Here is a 22416-nt window from a genome sequence, read left to right as displayed (position 1 = left end):
TCTCAGGCTCCGAGAACGATGTTGGCGGCACTTTCCTTCAGCTCGACGCCGAAGGCGCGCTGATAGTGCTCGGCGACCAGCGGCCGCTCCAGCTCGTCGCACTTGTTGAGGAAGGTGGTGCGGAAGGCAAAGGCGAGATCACCGAAGATCTCGGCGTTCTCAGCCCAGGTGATAACCGTGCGCGGGCTCATGACGGTCGACAGGTCGCCGTTCATGAAGGCAGCGCGGGTCAGATCTGCGACACGCACCATCTTTGACACGATCTCGCGGCCTTCCCTGTCCTTGCCGAAGCTCTTCACCTTGGCGGCGACAATATTCACTTCGTGGTCATGCGGCAGGTAGTTCAGCGTCGTGACGATCGACCAGCGGTCCATCTGCGCCTGGTTGATCTGCTGCGTGCCGTGATAAAGGCCTGTGGTGTCACCGAGGCCGATCGTATTGGCGGTCGCAAACAGGCGGAAAGCCGGGTGCGGCCGGATGACGCGGCTCTGATCGAGCAGCGTCAGGCGGCCGGAGGATTCGAGTACGCGCTGGATGACGAACATCACGTCGGGACGACCAGCATCATATTCGTCGAAGACGAGGGCGACATTGTGCTGATAGGCCCAGGGCAGAATGCCGTCCTTGAATTCGGTGACCTGGAGGCCGTCCTTGACGACGATCGCGTCCTTGCCGACGAGATCGATACGGCTGACATGGCTGTCGAGGTTGATGCGCACGCAGGGCCAATTGAGCCGTGCCGCCACCTGTTCGATGTGCGAGGACTTGCCGGTGCCGTGATAGCCGGAGATCATCACGCGGCGGTTATGGGCAAAGCCTGCGAGAATGGCGAGCGTCGTGTCGCGGTCGAACAGATAGTCGGGATCGAGGTCCGGCACATAGGCGTCGCCCTTGCTGTAGGCGGGAACGCGGATGTCCGAATCGATGCCAAAGGTCTCGCGGACCGAAACGGTGGTATCGGGCAGTTCAGATATATCCAGGTCGATCTTGCTCATCATGTCTCCAAGGCGGGTGATGCCACCCGGCCATACTGTCTCAGGCCATGTCGCAACCGTGACGCCGCGATTATCTCCGCGCCCGTCCAGGTCGGAACGTCGGCGATACTTCTCCGGGACTGAAACGAAACCTCGGCGGGATGATGACCGCGTGCGAGCATTCTTGAAAGAGTCCCGGACAAGAAACGCCGCGTCCGGAAGGTCGGCGGAGGCGATGGGTAAACACGCAAATAGGAGCCGCGTTTGCCTGCGGCCTCAGCCGATTTGGACCATACCCGATTGAAGCCTAAGAGCAAGGACGGGAATTAACAAAAACCATTCTGCTTCAACAATTGATAGGCCTGGATGACGGCACGGAAACGCTCCTCCGAACCGCGGTCACCGCCATTGGCATCCGGATGGTGCTTCTTGACCAGTTCTTTGTAGCGGCTCTTGATCTCCGCCGACGTCGCATTGGCATGCAGCCCCATCGTATCGAAGGCCTTGCTTTCCAGCGATTTCAGCTTGCGCGCCTGGGGAAAACGCGGCCCGCTGCCCTTGCCGCCTTCCTTGACGAAGCCGAAGGGATCGCGAACGCGCGTATAAGCGCCGGAGCGGACTTCCGAATGCAGCGGACTGTCCTTCGCCGATTTGTTGACGCCGACGGTCCATGTCGGCCGGTGGCCGGTGACCGCCTCTTTCTGGTATCGCGCGATCTCGCCGTCCGAAAGACCGGAGAAATAGTTGTAGCCCTTGTTGTATTCCTTGACGTGTTCGAAACAGAACAAAAAGAACTGGCCTTCGGCATTGCGTCCGACGGGAGCGCGATGCGCACCTTTCTTGTCGCAGCCGTCCCATTGACAGGTAGGCGGCGCCTGCTCTGTCTCCTGCTCGCGTTTGCGGCGTGTTCGGATGCGATCGAAATATTTGGAATCAAGTCTCATGGCGGCGCTAATTATGGGGCTGTCGCAAGGCGACAACAAGAATTGACAAATGGGAATGTTGCTGGCTTGGTGGGAACCCCTTTCGCGCAACAGCAAGACCGGATGATGACCCTCAGGACCCGCATCGAAGAAAAACTTGTCGAAGCCTTCGCGCCCGAACGCCTAAGCGTCATCGACGAAAGCCACCTGCATGCCGGCCATCAACCCGATATCACAGGCACCGGCGAAACCCACATGCGGGTGAGGATCGTTTCGGCGAAATTCGCCGGCCTGTCGCGGCTGGCGCGCCACCGCGCCATCACGGATTTGTTGAAACCGGAACTCGAAGCCGGCCTGCACGCGCTGGCCGTCGAACCGGCGGCACCCGGCGAGGCGACGCGATGGTAGCAGCGTCTATATGGGGAATGACCGCCGGCGATCCAAGCGGGATCAGGCGGATTTCGCGCCGTCTTCCCCGGCCGGACGGATGCGCAGCTTGGTAATGCGGTTCTTCTCCCGCTTCATGACGACGAAACGTTTGCCGTAAAAGGTGAAGGCCTGGCGCTCTTCCGGAATGGTCATCGATTCATGGATGACGAGGCCGGCGATTGTCGTCGCCTCCTCGTCGGGCAGGTTCCAGTCGAGCGCACGGTTCAGGTCGCGGATCGGCACGCCGCCATCGACGACGACCGAACCATCCGCCTCCTGGCGCACGCCCTGAATCTCGATGTCGTGCTCGTCGGAAATGTCGCCGACGATTTCCTCGAGAATATCCTCGAGCGTGACGATGCCCTGCACCTCGCCATATTCGTCGACGACGACGGCGAAATGCTGTTTGCGGCGCAGGAAGGCATTGAGCTGGTCTTCGAGGTTGGTGCTGTCGGGCACGAACCACGGCTTCTGCGCGATCTTGACGATATCCAGGTTCTGCGGCTCCATGTTCGGCTCGGCCAGTGCGCGCAGCAGATCCTTGGCATGGACGACGCCGATGATGTTGTCGATCGTGCCGCGCCAGAGCGGCATGCGCGTATAGGGGCTTTCAAGGATGGCGCGCACCACCGTTTCCGGCGGATCGTCGGCATTGATTGCCCGCATCGCGGTGCGGTGGACCATGATGTCTGACAATTCCAGCTCACCGAGGTCGAGCACGCCGCCGAGCCGGTCGCGATCGGCCTTTACCACCGATCCCTCACGGTGGAGCAGATCGACGGCGCCGCGCAGTTCCTCATGCGCCGTCAGCATCGACACCTCCCGTGAGAGATTGATGCCGAACAGTGCCAAAATCTGCCGCACGACCGCATTGACGAAGGAGGAGGCCGGTCCGACGACGGCGACGAAAAGCCTGGCTGGAAGCGCCACCGCAAGCGCGAAGCGCTCCGGCGTCGAGATCGCCCAGCTCTTCGGAAGCACTTCCGCGAAGATGACGAGGATGACGGTCATCGCCAGCGTCGCCAGCGCCACGCCGGAACTGCCGAACAACCCGAGAAACACGCTAGTGGCGATCGACGACGACAGGATATTGGCGAGATTGTTGCCGATCAACAACGCGCCGATTAGCCGGTCGCGCCGTTCGATCAGCTGGCGGACGAGGCCGGCGCGCTCGTCGCCGTTGACCTCAAGCGTATGGATGCGGCTGCGCGAAACGGCGGTCAGCGCGGTTTCCGAGCCGGAAAAAAAGGCGGACATCAGCACGAGGGCCGTGATCGAAAGGATCTCCGGCCAATATGTCGCGAGAAATGCCAGAGCGCCTTCGACCGTCATCAGGGGTGTTTTTCCCGGAGAAAGCTGATCACCTCGGAGGCCGGAACGTCGTCGGCGACGAAGGACTGGCCGATGCCGCGCGTCAGGATGAAGGTGAGCTTGCCGCCCTTGACCTTCTTGTCCTGCGCGATCGCATCCATCAGCATCTCGGCCGGCGGCAGCTCGCCCGGAATGTCGGACATCCGGGTCGGCAGGCCGACCGCCTGCAGATGCCGCTCGACGCGGCGCGCATCGTCGGGGCTGGCAAGGTTCATCCGTCCGGAGAATTCATGGGCTAGCACCATGCCGATCGAAACGCCTTCGCCGTGCACAAGGCGGCGACTGTCATAGCCGGTGGCCGCTTCCAGCGCATGGCCGAAGGTGTGGCCGAGATTGAGCAACGCCCGCTGACCGGTCTCGCGCTCGTCGGCGACGACGACATCGGCTTTTGCCTGGCAGCTGGCGGCGATCGCTGCGATGCGGGCGGCGCCCCCGGCAAACACGGCCTTCCAGTTCGCTTCCAGCCAGGCGAAGAAATCCGGCTTGTCGATCAGACCGTATTTCGCCACCTCGGCGTAGCCGGCGCGGAATTCCCGTTCGCTCAGCGTATTCAGCACGTCGGTGTCTGCCAGAACCAGGTCCGGCTGATGGAAGACGCCGATCAGGTTTTTGCCGTGGCGGGAATTGATGCCGGTCTTGCCGCCGACGGAGGAATCGACCTGCGCCAGCAGCGAGGTCGGCACCTGCACGAAGCGCACGCCGCGACGCACAATGCCGGCCGCAAACCCCGAAAGGTCGCCAATGACTCCGCCGCCGAGCGCGATGACGCAGTCGTTGCGCTCGACGCGGGCTTCCAGCACCTTATCGCAAGCCGTCATCAGATGTTCGAAACTCTTCGTCTTCTCGCCGGCCGGCAGCACGACCGCAGCCGAGGCAATGCCCGCCGCATCGAGGCTGGCAACGAGGGCGTCGAGATAGAGCGGCGCGACATGTTCGTCGGTGATGACAGCCGCCTTGCGGCCCTTGAGGCGCGAAGCGATCTCGGCACCGGCCCGCGCAATCAGCCCCGGCCCGATCAGGATGTCGTAGGCGCGCTCGCCGAGCGGCACATGCACGGTCTGGACGGCCTGCGCTGAGCTTATCGCATTCATGACGCTGTATTTTCCTTCTGAGCTTCGATCACCGCCTTCAGCACCTCGTCGGCCATGATTTCCTTGCGCACATCGCGCGAGAGCACGGTCAGATCGGCCTGGGCGTAGATCGGATACCGTGCGTTCATCAGGTTTTCGAGCGTCTGCTTCGGACTTTCGGTCTTGAGCAGTGGCCGCGTGTCGCGTTTGTTGACCCGTTCCCAGAGCACGTCGAGATCCGCCTTCAGCCAGACCGAAAGGCCGCCCCTCTTGATATGCCTGCGCGTCCGCTCGTTGACGAAGGCGCCGCCGCCGGTGGAGACGACGCGCGGACCGCTCTTCAGCAGACGCTTCATGACCCGCGTTTCCAGCGCCCGGAATTCGTCCTCGCCATAGGCCGCGAAAAGTTCGGCGATCGTCATGCGCGACACTCGCTCGATTTCGTGGTCGCTGTCGATGAAGGGAATGCCGAGCTGGCTGGCGACAATCCGCCCGACGGAGGATTTTCCCGCCCCCATCAGGCCGACAAGGATCAGATTGCGTGAACCGAGCGCGGCGCGAGCTCTGTCTTTCAGGCTGTCAGCAACGGTCAGCAGTGGTTCACTCATCGGTCCATTCACACTTTGTTTGCAAACCGTATCGACAAATGCAGATGGAGCGTCAAGTCGCGGACAAGGGAATCATGGCTTGAATACCGCTTCTTGCACTTGCAGATACGCTTCTTATAACAGAAGCAGAGCATGAAGGAGTTGCCGGATGCCGACCCTGTTCCGTTTTCTGTTCGTCTGCGCGATCCTCGCCGGGACGGTTTACGGAGCGATGTGGGCGCTTGCGACCTTCGTGGAGCCCGAGCCGCGCGACGTGACAATCCGCATTCCGTCCGAACGGGTCAATCCGCCGGCGACGGGCGCGATCGGCACGACCAGGAAGTGACCGGCATGGTGGATCTCGGCCGCGTCCATGTGGAATCCTTCCTGGAAATGATGAGCGCCGAACGAGGCGCCGCCGCCAACACGCTGCAATCCTATGAGCGCGATCTCGATGACATCCGGTCCTTCCTGAACGGCCGCAGCATCAGGTTGACCGAAGCCGCCTCCGCCGATCTTTCCGCCTATCTCGCCTCGCTCGCCAGCCAGGGTTTCAAGCCCTCCTCGCAAGCGCGCCGGCTTGCGGCCATGCGGCAGTTCTACAAGTTCCTCTACGCAGAAGGCATTCGCACCGACGACCCCACCGGCGTGCTCGACGCGCCGAAGAAAGGCCGGCCGCTGCCGAAGACGATGGGGGTCGAGGAGGTCGGCAGGCTGCTATTCCAGGCGCAGACCGAGGCCGAGGATCCGGCCCCGGGCCAGTTGCAGCGCCTGCGCATGCTGGCGCTGCTGGAATTGCTCTATGCCACCGGCATGCGCGTCAGCGAGCTCGTCTCGCTTCCCGCCCGCGTCCTCGACCAGGAGGGCCGCTTCCTGATGATCCGCGGCAAGGGCAACAAGGAGCGGCTAGTGCCGTTGTCGCAATCGGCGATCAGGGCGCTGAAATCCTACGGGCGGCTGCTGACGACCGAAAATGCCGTGGCGAAGGAGCCGCAGGAAAGCCCCTGGCTGTTTCCGGCCGCCTCGAAGGAGGGCTACCTGCCGCGTCAGGTCTTTGCGCGCGACCTGAAGAACCTAGCGATCCGCGCCGGTCTGACGCCGTCGCTGATCTCGCCGCATGTCATGCGCCACGCCTTTGCCAGCCATCTGCTCGCCAACGGCGCCGATCTGCGCGTCGTGCAGGAACTGCTCGGCCATTCGGACATTTCGACCACACAGATCTACACACATGTGCTCGAAGAGAGGCTGCAGCAGCTCGTCCAGACGCATCACCCCCTTGCCAAACAGGCGAAAAAGCACGAATAGGACCGGCGACAAGGGGCGGAGCCAGGAAAACGCCCCGGGCACAAGGAACGGAAACGCACCTCATGCACAATTATCTCGACTTCGAAAAGCCGATCTCCGACCTCGAAGGCAAGATCATCGAGCTGAAGAAGCTCGCAACGGAAGACGAGAGCATCGACACCACCGACGAGATCAGCCGGCTGGAGGTTCGCGTCCGTGAGGCGATCGTCGAAATCTATTCCAAGCTCAACGCCTGGCAGAAGACGCAGGTCGCCCGCCATCCGCAGCGCCCGCACTTCGTCGATTACGCCAAGACGCTGTTTCAGGAATTCACGCCGCTGGCCGGCGACCGCAAGTTTTCCGAGGATGCCGCCATCCAGGCAGGCCTTGCCCGCTTTCGCGGTCAGCCTGTCGCCGTCATCGGCCAGGAAAAGGGCAACGACACCAAGTCGCGGCTGAAACACAATTTCGGCAGCCCCCGCCCGGAAGGCTACCGCAAGGCGATCCGCATCCTTGAAATGGCTGATCGTTTCGGCCTGCCGGTGATTTCGCTGGTGGATACGGCCGGCGCCTATCCCGGCGTCGGCGCCGAAGAGCGCGGCCAAGCCGAGGCGATCGCCCGCTCGACGGAAATGTGCCTCGGCGTCAAGGTTCCCCTCGTTTCCGTCGTCATCGGCGAAGGCGGCTCTGGCGGCGCGATCGCGATCGCCACCGGCAACAGGGTCTATATGCTCGAGCATTCGATCTACAGCGTCATCTCGCCGGAGGGCGCCGCGTCCATTCTCTGGCGCGATTCGACCCGCGCCCGGGAAGCGGCGACCAACATGAAGATCACCGCCGAAGACCTGAAGTCGCTTGGCGTCATCGATGGCATCATTTCCGAGCCGCTCGGCGGCGCCCATCGCGATCCCGACAGCGTCATAGCCGCAACCGGCGATGTCATCGCCAATGCGCTCGGCGAAATGGCATCGCGTTCCGGCGAACAGCTGCGCAACGAACGGCGTCAGAAATTCCTCAATATGGGCCGCAACCTCTAAGACAAGTTGCGCTTTTCAGCGATTGAGGCCAAATCTTGGCCACATTGATATTATCTGTAACATTCGCGCTTGCGGGGATGTTCGGGGCACGTCATAGGCTGATAAGGTTTTATAAAGTATAAGCCGCCTATGATTCCTTCCAGTGCCCGAACTCCATAGGCGGACCGGGTCGCACTATCTTTATGGGCTAATTTGGATGCGCATACGTCATTTTGCCTATGTTTCCCTCATCGCGCTGGCTCTCGCCGGCTGCAACGACACGCTGGAAACCGCGCAGGTTGATCTCTCCAAGGTCAAGAACAAGGTCGAGCAGCCGCTCCCTCCCCATATCCTCAACGCCATGGCCGCCAAGGGCATGGACCGCAATTCGCCTATCATGATCCGCATCTTCAAGGAAGAAGGTGCAATGGAGATCTGGAAAGCGAAGACCGACAACCGTTTCGACAAGATCGCCGATTACAAGATCTGCGCCTGGTCCGGCCGCCTCGGTCCGAAGGTCAAGACCGGCGACCGGCAGGCGCCGGAAGGCTTCTACGAGCTGACACGCGCCAACCTGAACCCGAATTCCAAATATTATCTGGCGATCAACACCGGCTTCCCGAACCGCTACGACGCGGTGAACGGCCGCACCGGCTCCGATCTGATGATCCACGGCGCCTGCTCGTCCTCCGGCTGCTATTCGATGACCGACCAGCAGGTGCTGGAGATCTATGCCTTTGCCCGCGACGCCTTCAAGGGCGGCCAATCGACGGTGCAGCTGCAGGCCTTCCCCTTCCGCATGACGGCGGAAAACATGGTCAAGCATCGGCTTGACCCGAACTACGACTTCTGGAAGATGCTGAAGGTCGGCTACGACAATTTCGAAGTGACGAAGCGCCCGCCCGAGGTGAACGTCTGCGAGAAGAAATATGTCTTCAACCAGCAGGCAACCGATGGCGGCGCCTTCAACGCCGCCGGCAAATGCCCTGCCATGTCGACGCCGCCGGCGCTGACGGCCGCCCTTGCCTCCTACGGCAAGTCCTATGATGCCGAGTATGCCAAGGCGATGAGCAAATATGACGGCATGGCCTGGTACGACCCTTCCGAAGCCGAGCGCAAAGCCGTGGTCGCCAAGCTGCGCAAGGGCCGCGAACTCGCCTTCGCGCCGACCGGCACCTCTCTCGAAGCCGGCCGCATGGTCAAGGTCGCCGAACTCGAAGACCTGATGGCCAAGCGCACGACGCAGAGCCTCACCGCCAACTCCGCGGCCGGCGCCACGCCGACAACGCCGGCCCAGCCGCAGGCAACGACCGTTGCCGCCGCGGCGCCTGCGGTCGTGCCGGTGCCGATGCAGAATCCGCTGGCCTATACCGCGCCCGCGCCCGAACCGCAGGAGACGGCAGAAGCCGCGGCAAAGAAGCCGTTCTGGAAATTCTGGGCGCGGAACTGAACGGCTTGAACCCCGTTCTCTACGATCTTCGCGGCCTGAAATGCCCACTCCCCGTGATGAAGACACGCAGGAAGCTTGACACCATGGCAAGCGGCGCGCTCATCCTCGTCGATACCAGCGATCCGATGGCGGTGATCGACATGCCGCATTTCTGCAATGAGGACGGCCACGAACTGGTCGAGATGGAAAAGACCGAGGGCGGTCATCGCTTCCTGATCCGCAAGCGGTAGAACATGTCACCAGCGCATCGGCCTGAAAATCCGACTCGATTTTCCGATAGCTTGATGTGGCGCTTTTAGATTCGCAAACCGGGAATTGCGAGCGGATTGTCGGACAGCGCCTGGCGATCCGGTGTGTCGATCCGCGGCTTGCCGAGGAAGGCGTCAAAGAGATCCTTCACGAAGGCCTCGGGTAGGTCCTTGGTGATCAGCACCATGCGCGTGCGCCGGTCTTGCGGATTCGGCCACGCTGGCAGCCGCATCGGCGGGTGAAAGATGCTCTGGACGCCGTGCAGCACCAGCGGCCGTTCCGGCCGGTCGGAGACGGATACGATCGCCTTCATCCGCAGCAGCTTTTCGCCATGGGCCGAGCGCAGGAGATCGACGAACATTTCGAGTGCCATCGGATCGATCGGCTTCTCTTCGACGATGGAGAAAGACCGGATCGAGGCATCGTGACGATTGACGTCGTGCGGATCCTGACCCGCATGGCTGTGGCCATTGTGATGGTGATGGTGATTGTGATCGTGGCCGTGATTGTGGTGATGCGCCTCATGCGCATCCTCGTCCTGCAGCCAGCGGCCGACATCGGCGATCTTCGTCGCCGGATCGTAGAGACCGTTCACCAGGAGCGCGGCGCTGCCGGCCTCGGGTTCGTCGGCATCCATTATCGCCGCGCGCGGATTGAGCGTCCGCAGGCGCTGTTCCAGCTCCGCCGTTGCGCCGGCCATTGATATCTTCGAGACGATCAGCCGGTCTGCGACCGCAACTTGCTTGCGCGCTTCCTCGTGATTGTCGAGCGTCTGCAGCCCATTAACCGCATCGACGACCGTCATGACACCGTCGAGCTCGAAATTCGTGGCGATGACCGGATTGCCCATGATCGCCTGCATGACGGGCGCGGGATCGGCAAGGCCGGTCGTTTCGATGACGACGCGCTTCACTAGTTTGACGCGACCCGTCTGCACGGCGTCCATCAGGTTCGCCAGCGTATCCACAAGCTCGCCCCGCACCGTGCAGCAGAGGCAGCCATCGGACAATTCGATGATGGAATCGCCTGAACTTTCGACCAGCAGATGGTCGATGCCGACATCACCGAATTCATTGATGATGACAGCCGTATCCTTCATGTCAGGGTCTTTGAGGATGCGGTTCAATAGCGTCGATTTGCCGGCGCCGAGAAAGCCGGTCAGGATGGTGACCGGAATCCTGTCATTAAACGCGCTCATATCTGCTTTTACCTTAGAAAGCCCATCTTGTCTTAAAACGAGGTCGGGCGCCGCAGCGGCACCGGCACGTTGGCGATGCCTCCAGCCGTATCGCCGGTCGCCACCTTTTCCGGCTGCTGAGACGGCTGCGGATCCTGCCCCGGAATGAGGCCGGCGAAGACGAATTGCGGGTCGTGGTCCATTTCCAGAATATAGGGCGAGTGCACCTTCATGCGGCCGACCTCGTCTCGCGTTTCGCTGCGTATCTTGGCGCCCTTGGCGCTGCAGATATCGGCGGTGATGTCGGTCACCTGGTCTTGTCCCGGCCCGTAGGGCTTCAGCGAGCCGAGCGTGTCGCTGCCGGGAAACTGCGTCGTAAAGCCCTTCTGCAACAGGTTCGCCGTCGCATCGGCACGCGCCGCGAGACTGTCAGTGCCGAGCACCACGGAAACAAGCGTACGGCCGTTGCGCGTCGCCGAACCGATTTGGTTGAAGCCCGAGGCGCAGATGAAACCCGTCTTCATGCCGTCGGCGCCGGCGAAGCGGCCGATCAGCATATTGAGGTTCGGCACGTTCTGCTGACCGGTGGTGAAGCCCTCGAGCGCGAAATAGCCGGCATATTGCGGAAAGTCACGGCGCAGCGCCACCGTCAGCACCGCCAGGTCGCGCGCCGTGGTATACTGCCCCTTGCCCGGCAGGCCGTTCGGATTGACGAAATGCGAATCCGTCATGCCGAGCTTCAGCGCCTCGCCGTTCATCCGATTCACGAAACCTTCCTGCGTACCGCCGACGGCTTCTGCGACCGCAACCGCAATGTCGTTGGCCGATTTCACCATGAGTATCTTCAAGGCACTGTCGAGCGTCAGCTTCTGGCCTGGCTTGAAATACATTTTGGCTGCCGGCTGCGCGGCGGCGCGCTTGCTCATGACAATGGGCGTATCAAGGCTGATCTGGCCGGCGCGGATCGCATCGAACACGGTATAGACCGTCATCAGCTTGGTGAGCGAGGCCGGATACCACTTGCGGAAGGCTTCCTCGTGTTCGAGCACGCGGCCGGTCTGGACGTCGACGAGAATATGCGGATTGGCCTGAGCGAGCGAAACGGAGGCGAAAAAAGCGGCAGTCGCGGCGGCGGTGAAACGCAACGGCCGCTTGGCGGCAAACAAACGGAAGTGGCTCGTCGACACGGTTCGTCCTTCAGATGTCCGGAAAATCTCGCAACCTTCATCTATCTAGCCTATATGGCTATGACATGGCAAAGGTCATTGACGAAGTAATTTCCAAAAGCCTCACACCCTTTTGATGCGATCAAAGATTGTCGGGATTTCATAACAGGAACGCCAACATGCCGATTTTGAACAGAGCCGCCGAATTGCAGGATGAAGTCGCCGAATGGCGCCGCCACATTCATGCCCGCCCCGAGCTCCTCTTCGCGGTGGAAAACACGGCCGCTTTCGTCGCCGAAAAGCTCAAGGAATTCGGTGTTGACGAGATCGTCACCGGCATCGGGCGCACCGGGGTCGTCGGGCTGATCAAAGGCAAGGGCGAAGGCCGCCGCACTATCGGCCTGCGCGCCGACATGGACGCCTTGCCGCTGACCGAGATATCAGGCAAGCCCTGGGCCTCGAAGACGCCGGGCAAGATGCATGCCTGCGGCCATGACGGCCATACCGCCATGCTGCTCGGCGCCGCGAAATATCTGGCCGAGACCCGCAATTTCAACGGCAACATCGCCGTCATCTTCCAGCCCGCCGAAGAAGGCGGCGGCGGCGGCAACCTGATGGTCAAGGACGGCATGATGGAGCGCTTCGAGATCGAAGAAGTCTACGGCATGCACAATCTGCCGGGCCTGCCCATCGGCCAGTTCGCCACCCGCAAGGGCGCGATCATGGCGGCGACCGACGAGTTCACCGTCACCATCAAGGGTCGCGGCGGCCACGCCGCCCAGCCGCACCGGACGATCGACCCGATCGCTATCGGCGCTCAGATCGTCGCCAACTTACAGATGATCGCTTCGCGCACCGCCGATCCGATCAGCTCGGTCGTCGTCTCGGTGACCAAGTTCAACGCCGGCTTCGCCCATAACGTCATTCCGAACGATGCGACCTTCGCAGGCACGGTCCGCACCCTGGACGACAAGATGCGCACGCTTGCCGAGACGCGCTTCCGGCAGATCGTCGATGGTGTGGTCGCAGCCCACGGTGCCGAAGCCGAGATCAGTTTCCACCGCAACTATCCCGTCACCGTCAATCATCCTGATGAGACGGAGCACGCGGTCGCCACCGCCAGCGCCATTGCCGGCGAGGACAACGTCAACGCCGAAATCGATCCGATGATGGGCGGCGAGGACTTCTCCTACATGCTGAATGCCCGCCCCGGCGCCTTCATCTTCATCGGCAACGGCGACAGCGCCGGCCTGCACAACCCGGCCTACGACTTCAACGACGAAGCCATCGCCCACGGCATCTCCTATTGGGTCCGCCTCGCCGAACAACGCTTGGGTCTCTAAAGAGCGTCGCGATTTTTCAATTCGTCCTCGTGCTTCAGGTTCATTTTACGCATGTCGTCATCGCAAAATCGCCGCACAGTTTTGCGCGACATGCTTCGGCAACAATTAAGGCTTGGCTTCACGCCAAGCCTTTTGTATGCATGGCGTGCAAGTGGTCCCGTAGCTCAGCAGGATAGAGCACCAGATTCCTAATCTGGGGGTCGCGCGTTCGAATCGCGCCGGGATCACCAGTCTTTAAGCGATGAGCAGATCGCGTATTGCCTCACACCTTGATTGGAATCCTTGCCTCAATCGCAGCTTCGATGAAAGCCTGTCGCGCGTCCTCCCGGGTTCGCTTTCCGGAGATGACATCGGCGCACACGGCGCAAGCCCGATCCAGGGCGGGGCCCTCGTCTGTGGGCCAGTCTTCAATCAATGCCCATGTCGCAGCCTGCGTGGTCTGGATCACTACCCATTGATCCGGTCCTTCAAGGGCGATCGTCACCGGCTTCGTCCAGATGGTCTGCATTCTCTTTGGCCTTCCTTGGGTGCTGTGGGAGTAGTTAGACTGATCGGTCTCGTCTTGCAAATCAGCACCGACCGCATTGCTTCCCAATCGGTTCAATGTGCGTGAGGAGAGGTTCGCCGGCCGCGCACAACCCGCCGCACGCCAAATCCCAGCAGCGCCGCAATCACCCAAGCGCTGATAAAACCAATCGCAGCCCAGACGAGGCCTGCGAAGCTGACCGGCACGCCGGGCACGAAATCCCGCAACGTATTGGCGAAAACGACATCATCCGGTTCCCCGATGAGCACGAACGGCTTGGTCACGGGGGCGGCGGCGCCGAGTTTCAGCTGCTGCGACAGCAGCGTTTCGTAGCGTGCGATCGTGCTTTGCATGGAGGCGCCGCGATCGCGCAGGAAGTCGTCGGAAGATTGCGCGTAGGTTTTCAGCGCCTGCTGGCGATTGAGATGGTGCTCGGTCGCCTGCCTGTTGAAATCCTCGACGATGACGCGCAATTCGTCTATCGCTCCGCCGATTCGCTGGCGATATTGCTGGGCAAATTCAGGCGCCTGCGAAAACACCGTGCCACCGGCAAGCCCGGCGACGATGGCGATGATTCGTGCAATCGGTCCCATGATCGATGCCTCCGGCTATCCCTGCGCTAACGATCCGCGGCCGCAAAGGTTTCTGCTTTCGACACAATCGGTAACGCTATGTGATTGAACCGGCGACGCTTCTGGCGAGTTGACACCGTGACAACCGAGTTGCTCCCCGTGAGCAACTGAGAAAGAGAGGCTCGTCATGAAACAGTTCGTCCTCGCCTGCACGCTCGCCGCGGCGTCCGTTTTGTCAGCCATGCCGTCCCAGGCGGCAAGCGTGACCATCACTACGGATGACGCGCGCCCCTACTATCGTGATTCGGAGCGCCCCTATTACCGCCACCACAGTCCCTATTATCGCCACGACATGCGGCGGCGCTACGTTTCCCGCGATTGCTTCACCAAGACGGAAAAGATCCGCCGCCACGGCCATACGGTCATCAAGGAAACCCGAATCTGCCGCTAAGGCAAAGCCCGGCCGATCCTTTCGGCCGGGCTTTTCATCTGGTATCCTCCGGCAAGGAACTTCGCAAATCCCGCCGCGTTTAGGGCGAAATGGGAGTATTCGCGATGCTTATCAAGATGACTGTTCTGGCAATCGCGTATGTTGCGGTCTGCGCTCTGCTTCTCACTATCGCCTATCAGTTGCAGGGACCGGTGGCCACGGCGAAGACCGATCGGCCGGCCGGCTCGTCTTTTCTGATCGAGCGCTTCGCCGGTTGATCAGCTGAACGCCGGCCCGACAAAGGCGACCGAGAAGGCAGCGCGGCTCGCCGTCGAGCCACGGCCGCGGCCTATCGACCTGCGCTCCTTCCAATGCGGTGGAGCGCCCCTCACCATCAATGCGTGCCGTCCAGGGAGAACCCGCCAAGGAGGATCCGGTTCTGAACGTTATGCACGCCCTCGACGGCCATGGCGACCGCGGTCGCCCGTTCGATCTCCCCGACTGTGCCGACCGTGCCGCTGAGCACGATCTGGTCTTTTTCCATCGTCACCTCGACGTCGGACGCATCGATACCGCCGGCAATCGCCAGTGCATTGGCGACGGCCGCCTCGACAGACGCGCGATTGGCGATTTCCGCTTCCATTTCAGGCTCCAGCCCGTGAAATGTCTGCTCCTTGAAAACCATGACCCGTTCCTCTGTGAAACCTTGAAAGGAAACGCCCGCCGGTTGGTTTTGGTTTCAGCGTGTTACCAGTTGAGGCGATAGCGCAGATTGAGACTGCCGGCCTCGTCCTCGGAAAACGGGTTGTTCATCGACGCATCGAGATTGAGGTTCGGCAGGATCGTCTGGCTGACAGCCACCGAACTGGAGAAATCGCCGCTGGCATTGCTGAGGCCGGCGCCGGCCGAAAGCGCGGTCCCTGTCCAGGGGTGGATGAGTTTCAGCGCCTGCGACGCCGTCACCGAGGCCTGCCGGGCATCGACCGGATCGTAACCGACGCTGACGGAGCGGCTCGATTGCACGTCGAGCGAATCCGACAGGATCCAGCTGCGCGAACGACTGAGCGTCAGCGCGCCGCTGCCGCGCAGCGTATCGACGCTGACCTTCACGCCCCGCTGTGATTGGCCTGCCGGTGTGACGTTCGTTCTCACGATTCTACCCCAGAGCATCGCCTGTTCGGAATCGGGCAGCGGCGCGCCTCCTTTCGTCGCTGCCAGCGCAATGTCGGCGCCGGCGCTTGTTTCCCATTCCGCCGGCAGACGAAAACCCATCGTCGCCTTGTACGACCGGTCCGAAAGCTTGGCGGGCGACCAGATCAGCAGGTCGTCTGCCTTTGCCGCCGCGGGAAGCGAAAGAAGCAGCACGGTGAAAAGAACGCAGGCTATCTTGAATATCGTCATGTGACCCAATCGTTTGGCAAGCTTGCTCACCGAACGGCGCGACGCCGCAGCAAAAGTGCGCACTGAAAACCCGCAAGGAAGCAGCGCGGCCAAGCCGTCCTTCCCAATGTCATCCTCGATTTAATATGTGGCCGAACGGCCGGCGGCAGCTAGGTGCCCGTCAAATGGACGCCGCTGCGCCCTTTGATACCCATGCGGCCATGAGCGGCCGCCTGAGATTCACGATTCCCTCAGGAATATTGCCAGGATCACATCTCGCCGCCGCTCTGTAAAGCCCTTGAGGGCCGAAATCTGCTGCACCGCACACTTGCCGCACCCTCCAAACCCTAGTAGAGCCTGAGCCTACGAGACAAATTTTCGCGAAATTCCACATGACGACCGGCAAAACGGCGCCGCGGCGCCTCAGCATCTTCGGTTCGACCGGCTCGATCGGCCGCAACACGCTCAATGTCGTCGAACACCTGGGCGGACGGGACAACTTCGAAATTTCCGTGCTGACCGGCAACGGTAATGTCGAATTGCTGGCCCGGCAGGCAAAAGCATCGGGCGCGCGGCTGGCGGTGACGGCGAGCGACCGGCATTACGAATCGCTGAAGAGCGCGCTTTCCGGCAGCGGCATCGCGGTCGCCTCGGGAAAATCAGGCCTTATGGAAGCCGCCGATCGCGAAGCCGACTGGGTCATGGCTGCAATCGTCGGCACGGCGGGTCTCGCGCCGACGCTCGCCGCCGCACGCCGCGGCGCCGATATCGCCCTTGCCAACAAGGAATGCCTGGTCTCGGCCGGCGATCTCTTCCTCAAGTCGATTCGTGAAGGCGGCGGCAAGCTGCTTCCAGTCGACAGCGAGCACAATGCAATTTTCCAGGTGCTGGAAGAAAGCCAACGCCACGCTGTCGAACGCGTCATCCTGACGGCGTCGGGCGGCCCCTTCCGCACCGCCTCGCTCAAGGAAATGGCCGATGTGACGGTGGAAACCGCGCGCGCTCACCCGAACTGGTCGATGGGCTTGAAGATTTCGATCGACAGTGCCTCGATGTTCAACAAGGCGCTGGAAATGATCGAAGCCCGGCATCTGTTCGGCCTGACGCCCGAACAGATCGAGGTCATCCTTCACCCGCAATCGATCATTCATTCGATGGTCGGCTATACCGATGGCTCTGTCCTAGCCCAGCTCGGCGCGCCCGATATGCGCACTGCCATCGGTTATGCCCTGTCCTTTCCGCGCAGGCCGAACCTGCCGATCGAGCGCTTGGATTTCGCTAGGCTCGCGAGGCTAGATTTCGAAGCGCCTGACGAGGTGCGGTTCCCGGCGCTGCGGCTGGCGCGTCTTGCGATGACCCGCGGCGGTGTCCAGGGCGCCGTGCTGAACGGCGCCAAGGAAGTGGCCCTGCAAGCCTTCATCGAAGGACGCCTGTCCTTCCTCGCCATGGCCGACATCACCGAGAGGGTCATGGACGATCTGGCCCACCTGCCGCCGGCTGCCGGGATGGACGATGTTTTCAGCGCCGACAGCCAGGCCCGGCAGCGGGCTTCGGAATTGATGAAACTGGATCTCGTCGGCTGAGCCTACCGCATAATTCCTTGCGCTGTAGCGGCTGCAATTACCGCAACCGGTTGCCGCCCTCGTCGAACAACCGGCAATCAGCCGGCTCAAATAGCAGGCTGACCTGATCGCCGGCCGCGATGCTGACCGGCGAACGATGCTCGACAGTCAGCGATTGGCCGTCGCCAAGCTGACAGTAGAGATATTGCGTTCCCCCGAGATATTCCGAGAAATCGACCGTGGCCATCAGCCTGCCCGACCGATCGGGCGCCACCTTCAGATGCTCCGGCCGCAGACCGAGCGTCACGGCGCCGCCGGCCAGTCGGCCCGTGCAGGACAGGACGGTTTCGATGCGGACGCCGGCAACTTCAACCAGGCCTTGCTCGGCCGAGCGAGCGGTTAGGAGGTTCATCCTCGGCGAACCGATGAAGCCCGCCACGAAGGTATTGGCGGGATCTTCGTAGATCTGCCGCGGCGTTCCGGCCTGCTCGACCCGGCCGTCGCGCAACACGACGATCTTGTCGGCAAGCGTCATCGCCTCGGTCTGATCGTGGGTGACATAAATCATCGTGTTGCCGAGATCGCGGTGCAGGCGGGCAATCTCGATGCGCATGGAAACGCGCAGCTCCGCATCGAGATTGGAGAGCGGCTCGTCGAACAGGAAGACATCGGGCTTGCGCACGATCGCCCGGCCGATCGCCACGCGCTGGCGCTGGCCGCCGGAAAGCTGTCCGGGCCGGCGGTCGAGCAGGTGGTCGATCTTCAGGATCGCAGAGGCCGCCTTGACGCGCGCCTCGATCTCGGCGGCGCTCGTGCGCGCCATCTTCAAGCCGAAGGCGAGATTGTCCCGCACGCTCATATGCGGGTAGAGCGCGTAGGACTGAAAGACCATCGCAATGCCGCGTTCGGATGGATCGAGATCGGTGACGAGACGTCCCTTGATCTCGATCTCGCCGTCGGTAACGTCCTCGAGGCCGGCGATCATTCGAAGCAGCGTCGATTTTCCGCAGCCGGACGGTCCGACGAAAACAACGAATTCGCCCTCATCGATCGTCAGATCGATCCCGTGGACCACCGGCAGACTGCCATAGCTTTTTCGCACGTCCTGGAGCACGACGCTCTTATTGCCCATACCGTTCGTCATCCCCAAACGACCTACTTGTCCGCCTGGACCCAGACGAGCATCTCTCCGGGCGCGCGGTTGTCCCACAGATGATAGGGCACGAAGCGCGCCGTGGCGACCCGCCTTTCGGCCGGCGCCTGGCGGTAGAGCGGCGCTCCCCAGTTCGATGTCTCCTCGCGTTCGACTTTGAGATCAAGGGCGACGGCATCGTTGAGGTCCTTCAGCACGACGGTTTCGGCGGCCGGCAGCGTGCGTGGCAGGACGATGGCGTTGAGATCCTCGCCATTATCCGTCGTTTCCACGCAGTAGACGAGCGGGCCGCGCATCAGGGCGACGCGGCCGGCATCCTGGCGCACCTTCGGATTGGCATATTGCGGACGAAGCGAAAGCGGCAGATGAAGGGCGACGCGATCGCCGTCGGCCCATTGCCGATCGATCCTGGCATATCCGTCACGGATATGGTCGCTGAGGTCGAGCATCGATCCGTTGACGCTGAGGGTTGCGCCCTCCGCCCAATCGGGAATGCGCAGCGACAGCGCGAAGGCCGCCGGCTTCTTCAGCCGGGTGGTAAAGGCGACCGCACCGTCCCACGGATAGCTGGTGGTCTGCTCCAGTTCCACCTCGGCGCCATTGGCGAGCTTCAGCCGAGCGGTGCTTTCGCCGTAGAGATGCACGGCGATCTCATCATCGGCAACCGCATACATGTACGAGCCGATCGAGGTCACCAGACGGGCGATGTTCGGCGGGCAGCAGGGGCAATGGTGCCATTTCCACCGGTGGTGCTTGCCGGCGCTTTCAAGCGGATTGTCGTAGAAGAAGGTCTTGCCGTCTGTGGAAAGGCCGGGCAGCGCGCCGTTATAAAGCGCCTGCTCCATGATGTCGGCATAGCGCCGATCCGGCCCGCGCCCGAGCATGCGGCTTGCCCAGAAAACCAGACCGACAGAGGCGCAGGTTTCCGCATAGGCCGTGTCATTGGGCAGATCGTAGTAATCGGTGAAGCCTTCATTGGAGGCGGCCGGCCCGATTCCGCCGGTGATGTACATCTGCTTGGTCGTCAGATCGTCCCACAGCGTTTCCAGCGCCGCCGTCAGGCTGTCGTCCCTGTATTCGGTGGCGATATCGGCCATGCCCGAATAAAGATACATGGCGCGCACAGCGTGGCCGACGACCTTTTTCTGCTCGCGCACCGGCTGGTGCGCCTGCCCATATTCATAGGTCTTCTGATGGTAATCGGACACGCTGCGGCCGTCGCGAACGGCCTCCGCCGTGAAGAAATGCGGCTCGGTGCCGCGTTCGTCGATGAAGAATTTCGACAGGTCGAGATACTTCTTCTCGCCCGTGACGCGGGCGAGCTTGACCAGCGCGAGCTCGATCTCCTCATGGCCGCAATAGCCGGGGATCTGGCCTTCGCCATGGCCGAAAACCTTGATCATGTAATCGGCATAACGGCACATGATGTCGAGTAGCTTGCGCTTGCCGGTCGCCTGATAATAAGCGACCGCCGCCTCCATCAAGTGTCCCGCGCAATAGAGTTCGTGATGATCGCGCAGGTTCGTCCACCGGCGGGATGGTTCGACGCGCTGGAACCAGGCGTTCAAGTAGCCGTCCTTGTCCTGCATCCGCTCATACATATCGATGATCTCGTCGGCGCGCGCCTCGAGCTTCGGGTTCGGCCGGCGGTAGAGTGAATAGGCGATGGTCTCTATCGACTTGCCGAGGTCGGAATCCCAGAACATCTGCGTCGTCCCGCCCCAAGGCTGAATGGGAATGACGACACCGGGGCTCGGCTGATTGACATCGATCGCCTTGAGCATGCCGGCCTCGACGCAGCGGTCGAGCAGCGTCTCGGCGGTGGAGTTGCAGACGGCATCCTGCCATTTGCCCCAGAAGCCGCCGAGATCGACATCGGGAACGGCGACGGGACGAAACTGGCGGTCATTGCTTGATTTGGTCATGGGCTCGACTTTCTCTCATTTCACCGCGCCGGCCATCAGCCCGCGCATGTAGTAGCGTTGCAGTAGCAGGAAGACGATCAGGCATGGGATCGTCATGACGATGACGCCGGCCTGAACCGCTCCCCAGTTGATGGCGCCGAGGCGCCCGGCGCGGACCGCCGTCATCAGCACCGGCAGGGTGTATTTCTCGTTGCTGGAGAGCAGCACGAGAGCGGCGAGAAACTCGTTCCAGGCATTGAGGAAGGCAAAGATCGCCACCGTCGCGACACCGGGCAGCACCAGCGGCAAGAGAACGCGGGCAAGAAGCCGGAGGTCTCGGGCCCCGTCGATGCGGGCGGCCTCCTCGATCTCCTTCGGCACGGCGTCGAAGGCGTTGCGCATCATGAAGACCGAGAAGGGCAGTTGCAGCGTCACATAGACGAGTGTCAGCCCGATGAGCGAATTGTTGAGGCCGAGCTTTGCCAGGATGATGAAGAGCGGCGTCAGGATCGACTGGAAGGGGATCATCAGCGTGGCGATGATCAGCACGAAGAGCGCATTCTTCATCGGGAAGCGATATCGGGAGAAGCCGTAGCCGGCGAGCAGGCTGACGAGGACGGTCAGCACGACGGTGGCGACCGACACGAACAGCGAATTGATCATATGCCGCCAGATGCCGGCGCCGAACGTATCGAGCAGCGCATAGGCATCGAAGCTGACGCCCGATGTCGGCCAGGGCGGCAGAGGCGGCAGGCTGGCCTCCGTGCCCTGCCGGAAGGAGGCGAGCAGCGTGATCGCGAAGGGCGCCAGAAAGAAGATCGAAATGGCGATGCCGGTGAGATGATAGACGGACTTCACGCGGATCGCCTTGCGCGTCCGGCGTTCCCTTGACGTCGTCATGGACGCTCCTCCCCGACGCGCAGCAGCCAGAGCTGCACGATGCTGATCGCCACCAGGATGGCGAGAAGGGCGATCGAGAGCGCTGCGCCATAACCCAGGTTGAACGACACGAAGGACTGGTTGAAGATATAGTAGACCACCGAGATCATCTTGTTCTGCGGTCCGCCCGACGTCATGATGTAGAACTGGTCGAAGGCGAGGATCGAGCCGGTGACCGAGACGATCAGCGCCAAGGCGATCGTCTTGCGCATCAGCGGCAGCGTCAGATGCCGGAAACGCTGCCAGCGGCCGGCGCCGTCGATGCGGGCCGCCTCCGTCAGTTCGGACGGAATGGCCTGCAGCCCGGTCAGAAGGATGATCATGGTGAAGCCAGCGATCTTCCAGACGACCATCACCACAACAGTGAGAAAGGCAGTGTCAAAGGTCGCCAGCAGATTCGGGCTCTTTTCGACGAGGCCGAGCGCTTTCAGGGCTGGGCCGATGAAGCCGCTATCGACATTGGCAAGCCAGACCCAGAGCAGCGAGGCCGTCGCAAGCCCGACGACGACGGGCAGGAAGATGATCGTGCGATAGGCGCTGACGAACTGCCGTTCCTTTTCGACGAAGATCGCCAGCGGAAAAGCAACGGCGAAGATCGCGATGGTGACGATGACAGTATAATAGGCGGTGAAATTCAGCGCCGTCATGAACCGCGTGTCGTTGACCATGCGGTAATAGTTGTTGAAGCCGATCCAGCGCGACGCGCCCATCAGCGGCCAGTTATGCAGGCTCATCCATCCCGTGAAGAGAACCGGCATGATGAAGAAGACGATGACCAGCGCCATGGCCGGCGCGATATAGGCAAGGCCGCGCCAGTTTGATCTGCGCCGTCGCCTGCGCCGAGGCAATAGAATCTCTGAGCCGGAACCGGTCATCGAAACGCTCCGCATCTTTGAATTGGAATTGGCCGG

At 61.8% G+C, this 22416-nt stretch carries 25 protein-coding genes and 1 tRNA gene; 11 read left to right on the top strand and 15 right to left on the bottom strand.

The window, feature by feature from the left end:
* Nucleotides 1-2: 2 nt before the first annotated feature.
* Together cobS and PYR71_RS14750 are read right to left on the bottom strand one after the other, a co-directional pair.
* Nucleotides 3-995 (bottom strand): cobaltochelatase subunit CobS, encoded by a 993-nt coding sequence (cobS, locus tag PYR71_RS14755; protein ID WP_010030065.1) that lies wholly within the window; start codon nucleotides 993-995, stop codon nucleotides 3-5.
* Between the two features lie 305 nt (nucleotides 996-1300).
* Complete coding sequence (locus PYR71_RS14750) at nucleotides 1301-1918, bottom strand: J domain-containing protein (RefSeq protein ID WP_275619878.1); 618 nt, start codon at nucleotides 1916-1918, stop codon at nucleotides 1301-1303.
* Nucleotides 1919-2020: 102 nt separating this feature from the next.
* Between PYR71_RS14750 and PYR71_RS14745 the strand changes: the two genes are divergently transcribed.
* The gene (locus PYR71_RS14745) at nucleotides 2021-2305 is read left to right on the top strand and encodes a BolA family protein (protein WP_275619877.1); all 285 of its coding nucleotides are present in this window, start codon (nucleotides 2021-2023) and stop codon (nucleotides 2303-2305) included.
* A 42-nt stretch (nucleotides 2306-2347) separates the two neighbouring features.
* Here PYR71_RS14745 and PYR71_RS14740 read toward each other — a convergent pair whose 3' ends face one another.
* From PYR71_RS14740 to PYR71_RS14730, 3 genes are read right to left on the bottom strand one after another with little or no spacing between them, the layout of a single operon-like run.
* Complete coding sequence (locus PYR71_RS14740; RefSeq protein ID WP_183917174.1) at nucleotides 2348-3658, bottom strand: HlyC/CorC family transporter; 1311 nt, start codon at nucleotides 3656-3658, stop codon at nucleotides 2348-2350.
* Entirely contained in the window at nucleotides 3658-4788 is a 1131-nt protein-coding gene (aroB, locus tag PYR71_RS14735; protein WP_275619876.1) for a 3-dehydroquinate synthase, read from the bottom strand. The genes PYR71_RS14740 and aroB overlap by 1 nt, the downstream gene beginning before the upstream one ends.
* Complete coding sequence (locus PYR71_RS14730) at nucleotides 4785-5375, bottom strand: shikimate kinase (protein ID WP_275619875.1); 591 nt, start codon at nucleotides 5373-5375, stop codon at nucleotides 4785-4787. Before PYR71_RS14730 ends, aroB begins: the two co-directional genes overlap by 4 nt.
* Nucleotides 5376-5523: 148 nt before the next feature.
* Here PYR71_RS14730 and PYR71_RS14725 point away from each other — a divergent pair, with 148 nt between their 5' ends.
* The 5 genes from PYR71_RS14725 to PYR71_RS14705 all read left to right on the top strand — a co-directional run bounded on the left by PYR71_RS14725 (nucleotide 5524) and on the right by PYR71_RS14705 (nucleotide 9334).
* A complete protein-coding gene (locus tag PYR71_RS14725) occupies nucleotides 5524-5700 on the top strand; it encodes a hypothetical protein (RefSeq protein ID WP_275619874.1) in 177 nt (58 codons plus the stop codon).
* 5 nt (nucleotides 5701-5705) lie between these two features.
* Nucleotides 5706-6659 carry a site-specific tyrosine recombinase XerD gene (xerD, locus tag PYR71_RS14720; RefSeq protein WP_275619873.1) on the top strand — a complete coding sequence of 318 codons (954 nt, stop codon included), beginning with the start codon at nucleotides 5706-5708 and terminating at the stop codon, nucleotides 6657-6659.
* Between the two features lie 62 nt (nucleotides 6660-6721).
* Nucleotides 6722-7675 (top strand): acetyl-CoA carboxylase carboxyltransferase subunit alpha, encoded by a 954-nt coding sequence (locus PYR71_RS14715; protein ID WP_183917185.1) that lies wholly within the window; start codon nucleotides 6722-6724, stop codon nucleotides 7673-7675.
* 196 nt (nucleotides 7676-7871) lie between these two features.
* A complete protein-coding gene (locus PYR71_RS14710) occupies nucleotides 7872-9104 on the top strand; it encodes a L,D-transpeptidase family protein (protein WP_275619872.1) in 1233 nt (410 codons plus the stop codon).
* A gap of 5 nt (nucleotides 9105-9109) precedes the next feature.
* The gene (locus tag PYR71_RS14705) at nucleotides 9110-9334 is read left to right on the top strand and encodes a sulfurtransferase TusA family protein (RefSeq protein ID WP_275619871.1); all 225 of its coding nucleotides are present in this window, start codon (nucleotides 9110-9112) and stop codon (nucleotides 9332-9334) included.
* Between the two features lie 65 nt (nucleotides 9335-9399).
* Here the strand turns inward: PYR71_RS14705 and PYR71_RS14700 are convergent, their stop codons facing one another.
* The gene (locus tag PYR71_RS14700; protein WP_275619870.1) at nucleotides 9400-10551 is read right to left on the bottom strand and encodes a CobW family GTP-binding protein; all 1152 of its coding nucleotides are present in this window, start codon (nucleotides 10549-10551) and stop codon (nucleotides 9400-9402) included.
* Nucleotides 10552-10583: 32 nt separating this feature from the next.
* On the bottom strand, nucleotides 10584-11717 hold the full coding sequence (locus tag PYR71_RS14695) for a D-alanyl-D-alanine carboxypeptidase family protein (protein WP_275619869.1): 1134 nt from the start codon (nucleotides 11715-11717) through the stop codon (nucleotides 10584-10586).
* Nucleotides 11718-11875: 158 nt separating this feature from the next.
* Between PYR71_RS14695 and PYR71_RS14690 the strand changes: the two genes are divergently transcribed.
* Together PYR71_RS14690 and PYR71_RS14685 are read left to right on the top strand one after the other, a co-directional pair.
* Entirely contained in the window at nucleotides 11876-13039 is a 1164-nt protein-coding gene (locus PYR71_RS14690) for a M20 aminoacylase family protein (RefSeq protein WP_275619868.1), read from the top strand.
* A gap of 153 nt (nucleotides 13040-13192) precedes the next feature.
* Nucleotides 13193-13269: transfer RNA gene (locus PYR71_RS14685), tRNA-Arg, on the top strand.
* Nucleotides 13270-13301: 32 nt separating this feature from the next.
* On the opposite strand, the gene PYR71_RS14680 is transcribed toward PYR71_RS14685, so the two are convergent.
* Together PYR71_RS14680 and PYR71_RS14675 are read right to left on the bottom strand one after the other, a co-directional pair.
* Nucleotides 13302-13547 carry a DUF982 domain-containing protein gene (locus PYR71_RS14680; RefSeq protein ID WP_275619867.1) on the bottom strand — a complete coding sequence of 82 codons (246 nt, stop codon included), beginning with the start codon at nucleotides 13545-13547 and terminating at the stop codon, nucleotides 13302-13304.
* A gap of 92 nt (nucleotides 13548-13639) precedes the next feature.
* Nucleotides 13640-14158 (bottom strand): DUF2937 family protein, encoded by a 519-nt coding sequence (locus PYR71_RS14675; protein WP_275619866.1) that lies wholly within the window; start codon nucleotides 14156-14158, stop codon nucleotides 13640-13642.
* A 166-nt stretch (nucleotides 14159-14324) separates the two neighbouring features.
* Between PYR71_RS14675 and PYR71_RS14670 the strand changes: the two genes are divergently transcribed.
* On the top strand, nucleotides 14325-14588 hold the full coding sequence (locus PYR71_RS14670; protein ID WP_064686360.1) for a hypothetical protein: 264 nt from the start codon (nucleotides 14325-14327) through the stop codon (nucleotides 14586-14588).
* Between the two features lie 104 nt (nucleotides 14589-14692).
* A complete protein-coding gene (locus PYR71_RS14665) occupies nucleotides 14693-14845 on the top strand; it encodes a hypothetical protein (protein WP_010034942.1) in 153 nt (50 codons plus the stop codon).
* Between the two features lie 116 nt (nucleotides 14846-14961).
* On the opposite strand, the gene PYR71_RS14660 is transcribed toward PYR71_RS14665, so the two are convergent.
* Together PYR71_RS14660 and PYR71_RS14655 are read right to left on the bottom strand one after the other, a co-directional pair.
* The gene (locus PYR71_RS14660; protein WP_010034950.1) at nucleotides 14962-15252 is read right to left on the bottom strand and encodes a BON domain-containing protein; all 291 of its coding nucleotides are present in this window, start codon (nucleotides 15250-15252) and stop codon (nucleotides 14962-14964) included.
* A gap of 62 nt (nucleotides 15253-15314) precedes the next feature.
* Complete coding sequence (locus tag PYR71_RS14655) at nucleotides 15315-15968, bottom strand: hypothetical protein (protein ID WP_275619865.1); 654 nt, start codon at nucleotides 15966-15968, stop codon at nucleotides 15315-15317.
* A gap of 371 nt (nucleotides 15969-16339) precedes the next feature.
* Here PYR71_RS14655 and dxr point away from each other — a divergent pair, with 371 nt between their 5' ends.
* Nucleotides 16340-17530 carry a 1-deoxy-D-xylulose-5-phosphate reductoisomerase gene (dxr, locus tag PYR71_RS14650; RefSeq protein WP_275619864.1) on the top strand — a complete coding sequence of 397 codons (1191 nt, stop codon included), beginning with the start codon at nucleotides 16340-16342 and terminating at the stop codon, nucleotides 17528-17530.
* Nucleotides 17531-17567: 37 nt separating this feature from the next.
* Here the strand turns inward: dxr and PYR71_RS14645 are convergent, their stop codons facing one another.
* Genes PYR71_RS14645 through PYR71_RS14630 form a run of 4 tightly spaced genes read right to left on the bottom strand, consistent with a single transcriptional unit; the run spans nucleotide 17568 to nucleotide 22380 of the window.
* Nucleotides 17568-18653, bottom strand: coding sequence for an ABC transporter ATP-binding protein (locus PYR71_RS14645; RefSeq protein ID WP_275619863.1), 1086 nt, complete (start codon nucleotides 18651-18653; stop codon nucleotides 17568-17570).
* A gap of 11 nt (nucleotides 18654-18664) precedes the next feature.
* Nucleotides 18665-20587 carry a glycoside hydrolase family 127 protein gene (locus PYR71_RS14640; RefSeq protein WP_183917211.1) on the bottom strand — a complete coding sequence of 641 codons (1923 nt, stop codon included), beginning with the start codon at nucleotides 20585-20587 and terminating at the stop codon, nucleotides 18665-18667.
* A 15-nt stretch (nucleotides 20588-20602) separates the two neighbouring features.
* The gene (locus tag PYR71_RS14635; protein WP_097608910.1) at nucleotides 20603-21466 is read right to left on the bottom strand and encodes a carbohydrate ABC transporter permease; all 864 of its coding nucleotides are present in this window, start codon (nucleotides 21464-21466) and stop codon (nucleotides 20603-20605) included.
* On the bottom strand, nucleotides 21463-22380 hold the full coding sequence (locus PYR71_RS14630; RefSeq protein ID WP_183917213.1) for a carbohydrate ABC transporter permease: 918 nt from the start codon (nucleotides 22378-22380) through the stop codon (nucleotides 21463-21465). The genes PYR71_RS14635 and PYR71_RS14630 overlap by 4 nt, the downstream gene beginning before the upstream one ends.
* Nucleotides 22381-22416: the final 36 nt, after the last annotated feature.

The organism is Rhizobium mulingense, from assembly GCF_029194105.1.
In the GTDB taxonomy this organism is placed as follows: Bacteria; Pseudomonadota; Alphaproteobacteria; order Rhizobiales; family Rhizobiaceae; genus Rhizobium; species Rhizobium mulingense.
The sequence above is the reverse complement of the archived record's forward strand: the minus strand, read 5'-3'. Positions and strand labels throughout refer to the sequence as shown.

What these genes read in the sequence shown, in the direction of transcription:
- cobS (WP_010030065.1), bottom strand. Translation starts at nt 995, where the DNA reads ATGAGCAAGATCGACCTGGATATATCTGAACTGCCCGATACCACCGTT.
- PYR71_RS14750 (WP_275619878.1), bottom strand. Translation starts at nt 1,918, where the DNA reads ATGAGACTTGATTCCAAATATTTCGATCGCATCCGAACACGCCGCAAA.
- PYR71_RS14745 (WP_275619877.1), top strand. Translation starts at nt 2,021, where the DNA reads ATGATGACCCTCAGGACCCGCATCGAAGAAAAACTTGTCGAAGCCTTC.
- PYR71_RS14740 (WP_183917174.1), bottom strand. Translation starts at nt 3,658, where the DNA reads ATGACGGTCGAAGGCGCTCTGGCATTTCTCGCGACATATTGGCCGGAG.
- aroB (WP_275619876.1), bottom strand. Translation starts at nt 4,788, where the DNA reads ATGAATGCGATAAGCTCAGCGCAGGCCGTCCAGACCGTGCATGTGCCG.
- PYR71_RS14730 (WP_275619875.1), bottom strand. Translation starts at nt 5,375, where the DNA reads ATGAGTGAACCACTGCTGACCGTTGCTGACAGCCTGAAAGACAGAGCT.
- PYR71_RS14725 (WP_275619874.1), top strand. Translation starts at nt 5,524, where the DNA reads ATGCCGACCCTGTTCCGTTTTCTGTTCGTCTGCGCGATCCTCGCCGGG.
- xerD (WP_275619873.1), top strand. Translation starts at nt 5,706, where the DNA reads ATGGTGGATCTCGGCCGCGTCCATGTGGAATCCTTCCTGGAAATGATG.
- PYR71_RS14715 (WP_183917185.1), top strand. Translation starts at nt 6,722, where the DNA reads ATGCACAATTATCTCGACTTCGAAAAGCCGATCTCCGACCTCGAAGGC.
- PYR71_RS14710 (WP_275619872.1), top strand. Translation starts at nt 7,872, where the DNA reads ATGCGCATACGTCATTTTGCCTATGTTTCCCTCATCGCGCTGGCTCTC.
- PYR71_RS14700 (WP_275619870.1), bottom strand. Translation starts at nt 10,551, where the DNA reads ATGAGCGCGTTTAATGACAGGATTCCGGTCACCATCCTGACCGGCTTT.
- PYR71_RS14690 (WP_275619868.1), top strand. Translation starts at nt 11,876, where the DNA reads ATGCCGATTTTGAACAGAGCCGCCGAATTGCAGGATGAAGTCGCCGAA.
- PYR71_RS14680 (WP_275619867.1), bottom strand. Translation starts at nt 13,547, where the DNA reads ATGCAGACCATCTGGACGAAGCCGGTGACGATCGCCCTTGAAGGACCG.
- PYR71_RS14675 (WP_275619866.1), bottom strand. Translation starts at nt 14,158, where the DNA reads ATGGGACCGATTGCACGAATCATCGCCATCGTCGCCGGGCTTGCCGGT.
- PYR71_RS14670 (WP_064686360.1), top strand. Translation starts at nt 14,325, where the DNA reads ATGAAACAGTTCGTCCTCGCCTGCACGCTCGCCGCGGCGTCCGTTTTG.
- PYR71_RS14665 (WP_010034942.1), top strand. Translation starts at nt 14,693, where the DNA reads ATGCTTATCAAGATGACTGTTCTGGCAATCGCGTATGTTGCGGTCTGC.
- PYR71_RS14660 (WP_010034950.1), bottom strand. Translation starts at nt 15,252, where the DNA reads ATGGTTTTCAAGGAGCAGACATTTCACGGGCTGGAGCCTGAAATGGAA.
- PYR71_RS14655 (WP_275619865.1), bottom strand. Translation starts at nt 15,968, where the DNA reads ATGACGATATTCAAGATAGCCTGCGTTCTTTTCACCGTGCTGCTTCTT.
- dxr (WP_275619864.1), top strand. Translation starts at nt 16,340, where the DNA reads ATGACGACCGGCAAAACGGCGCCGCGGCGCCTCAGCATCTTCGGTTCG.
- PYR71_RS14645 (WP_275619863.1), bottom strand. Translation starts at nt 18,653, where the DNA reads ATGACGAACGGTATGGGCAATAAGAGCGTCGTGCTCCAGGACGTGCGA.
- PYR71_RS14640 (WP_183917211.1), bottom strand. Translation starts at nt 20,587, where the DNA reads ATGACCAAATCAAGCAATGACCGCCAGTTTCGTCCCGTCGCCGTTCCC.
- PYR71_RS14635 (WP_097608910.1), bottom strand. Translation starts at nt 21,466, where the DNA reads ATGACGACGTCAAGGGAACGCCGGACGCGCAAGGCGATCCGCGTGAAG.
- PYR71_RS14630 (WP_183917213.1), bottom strand. Translation starts at nt 22,380, where the DNA reads ATGACCGGTTCCGGCTCAGAGATTCTATTGCCTCGGCGCAGGCGACGG.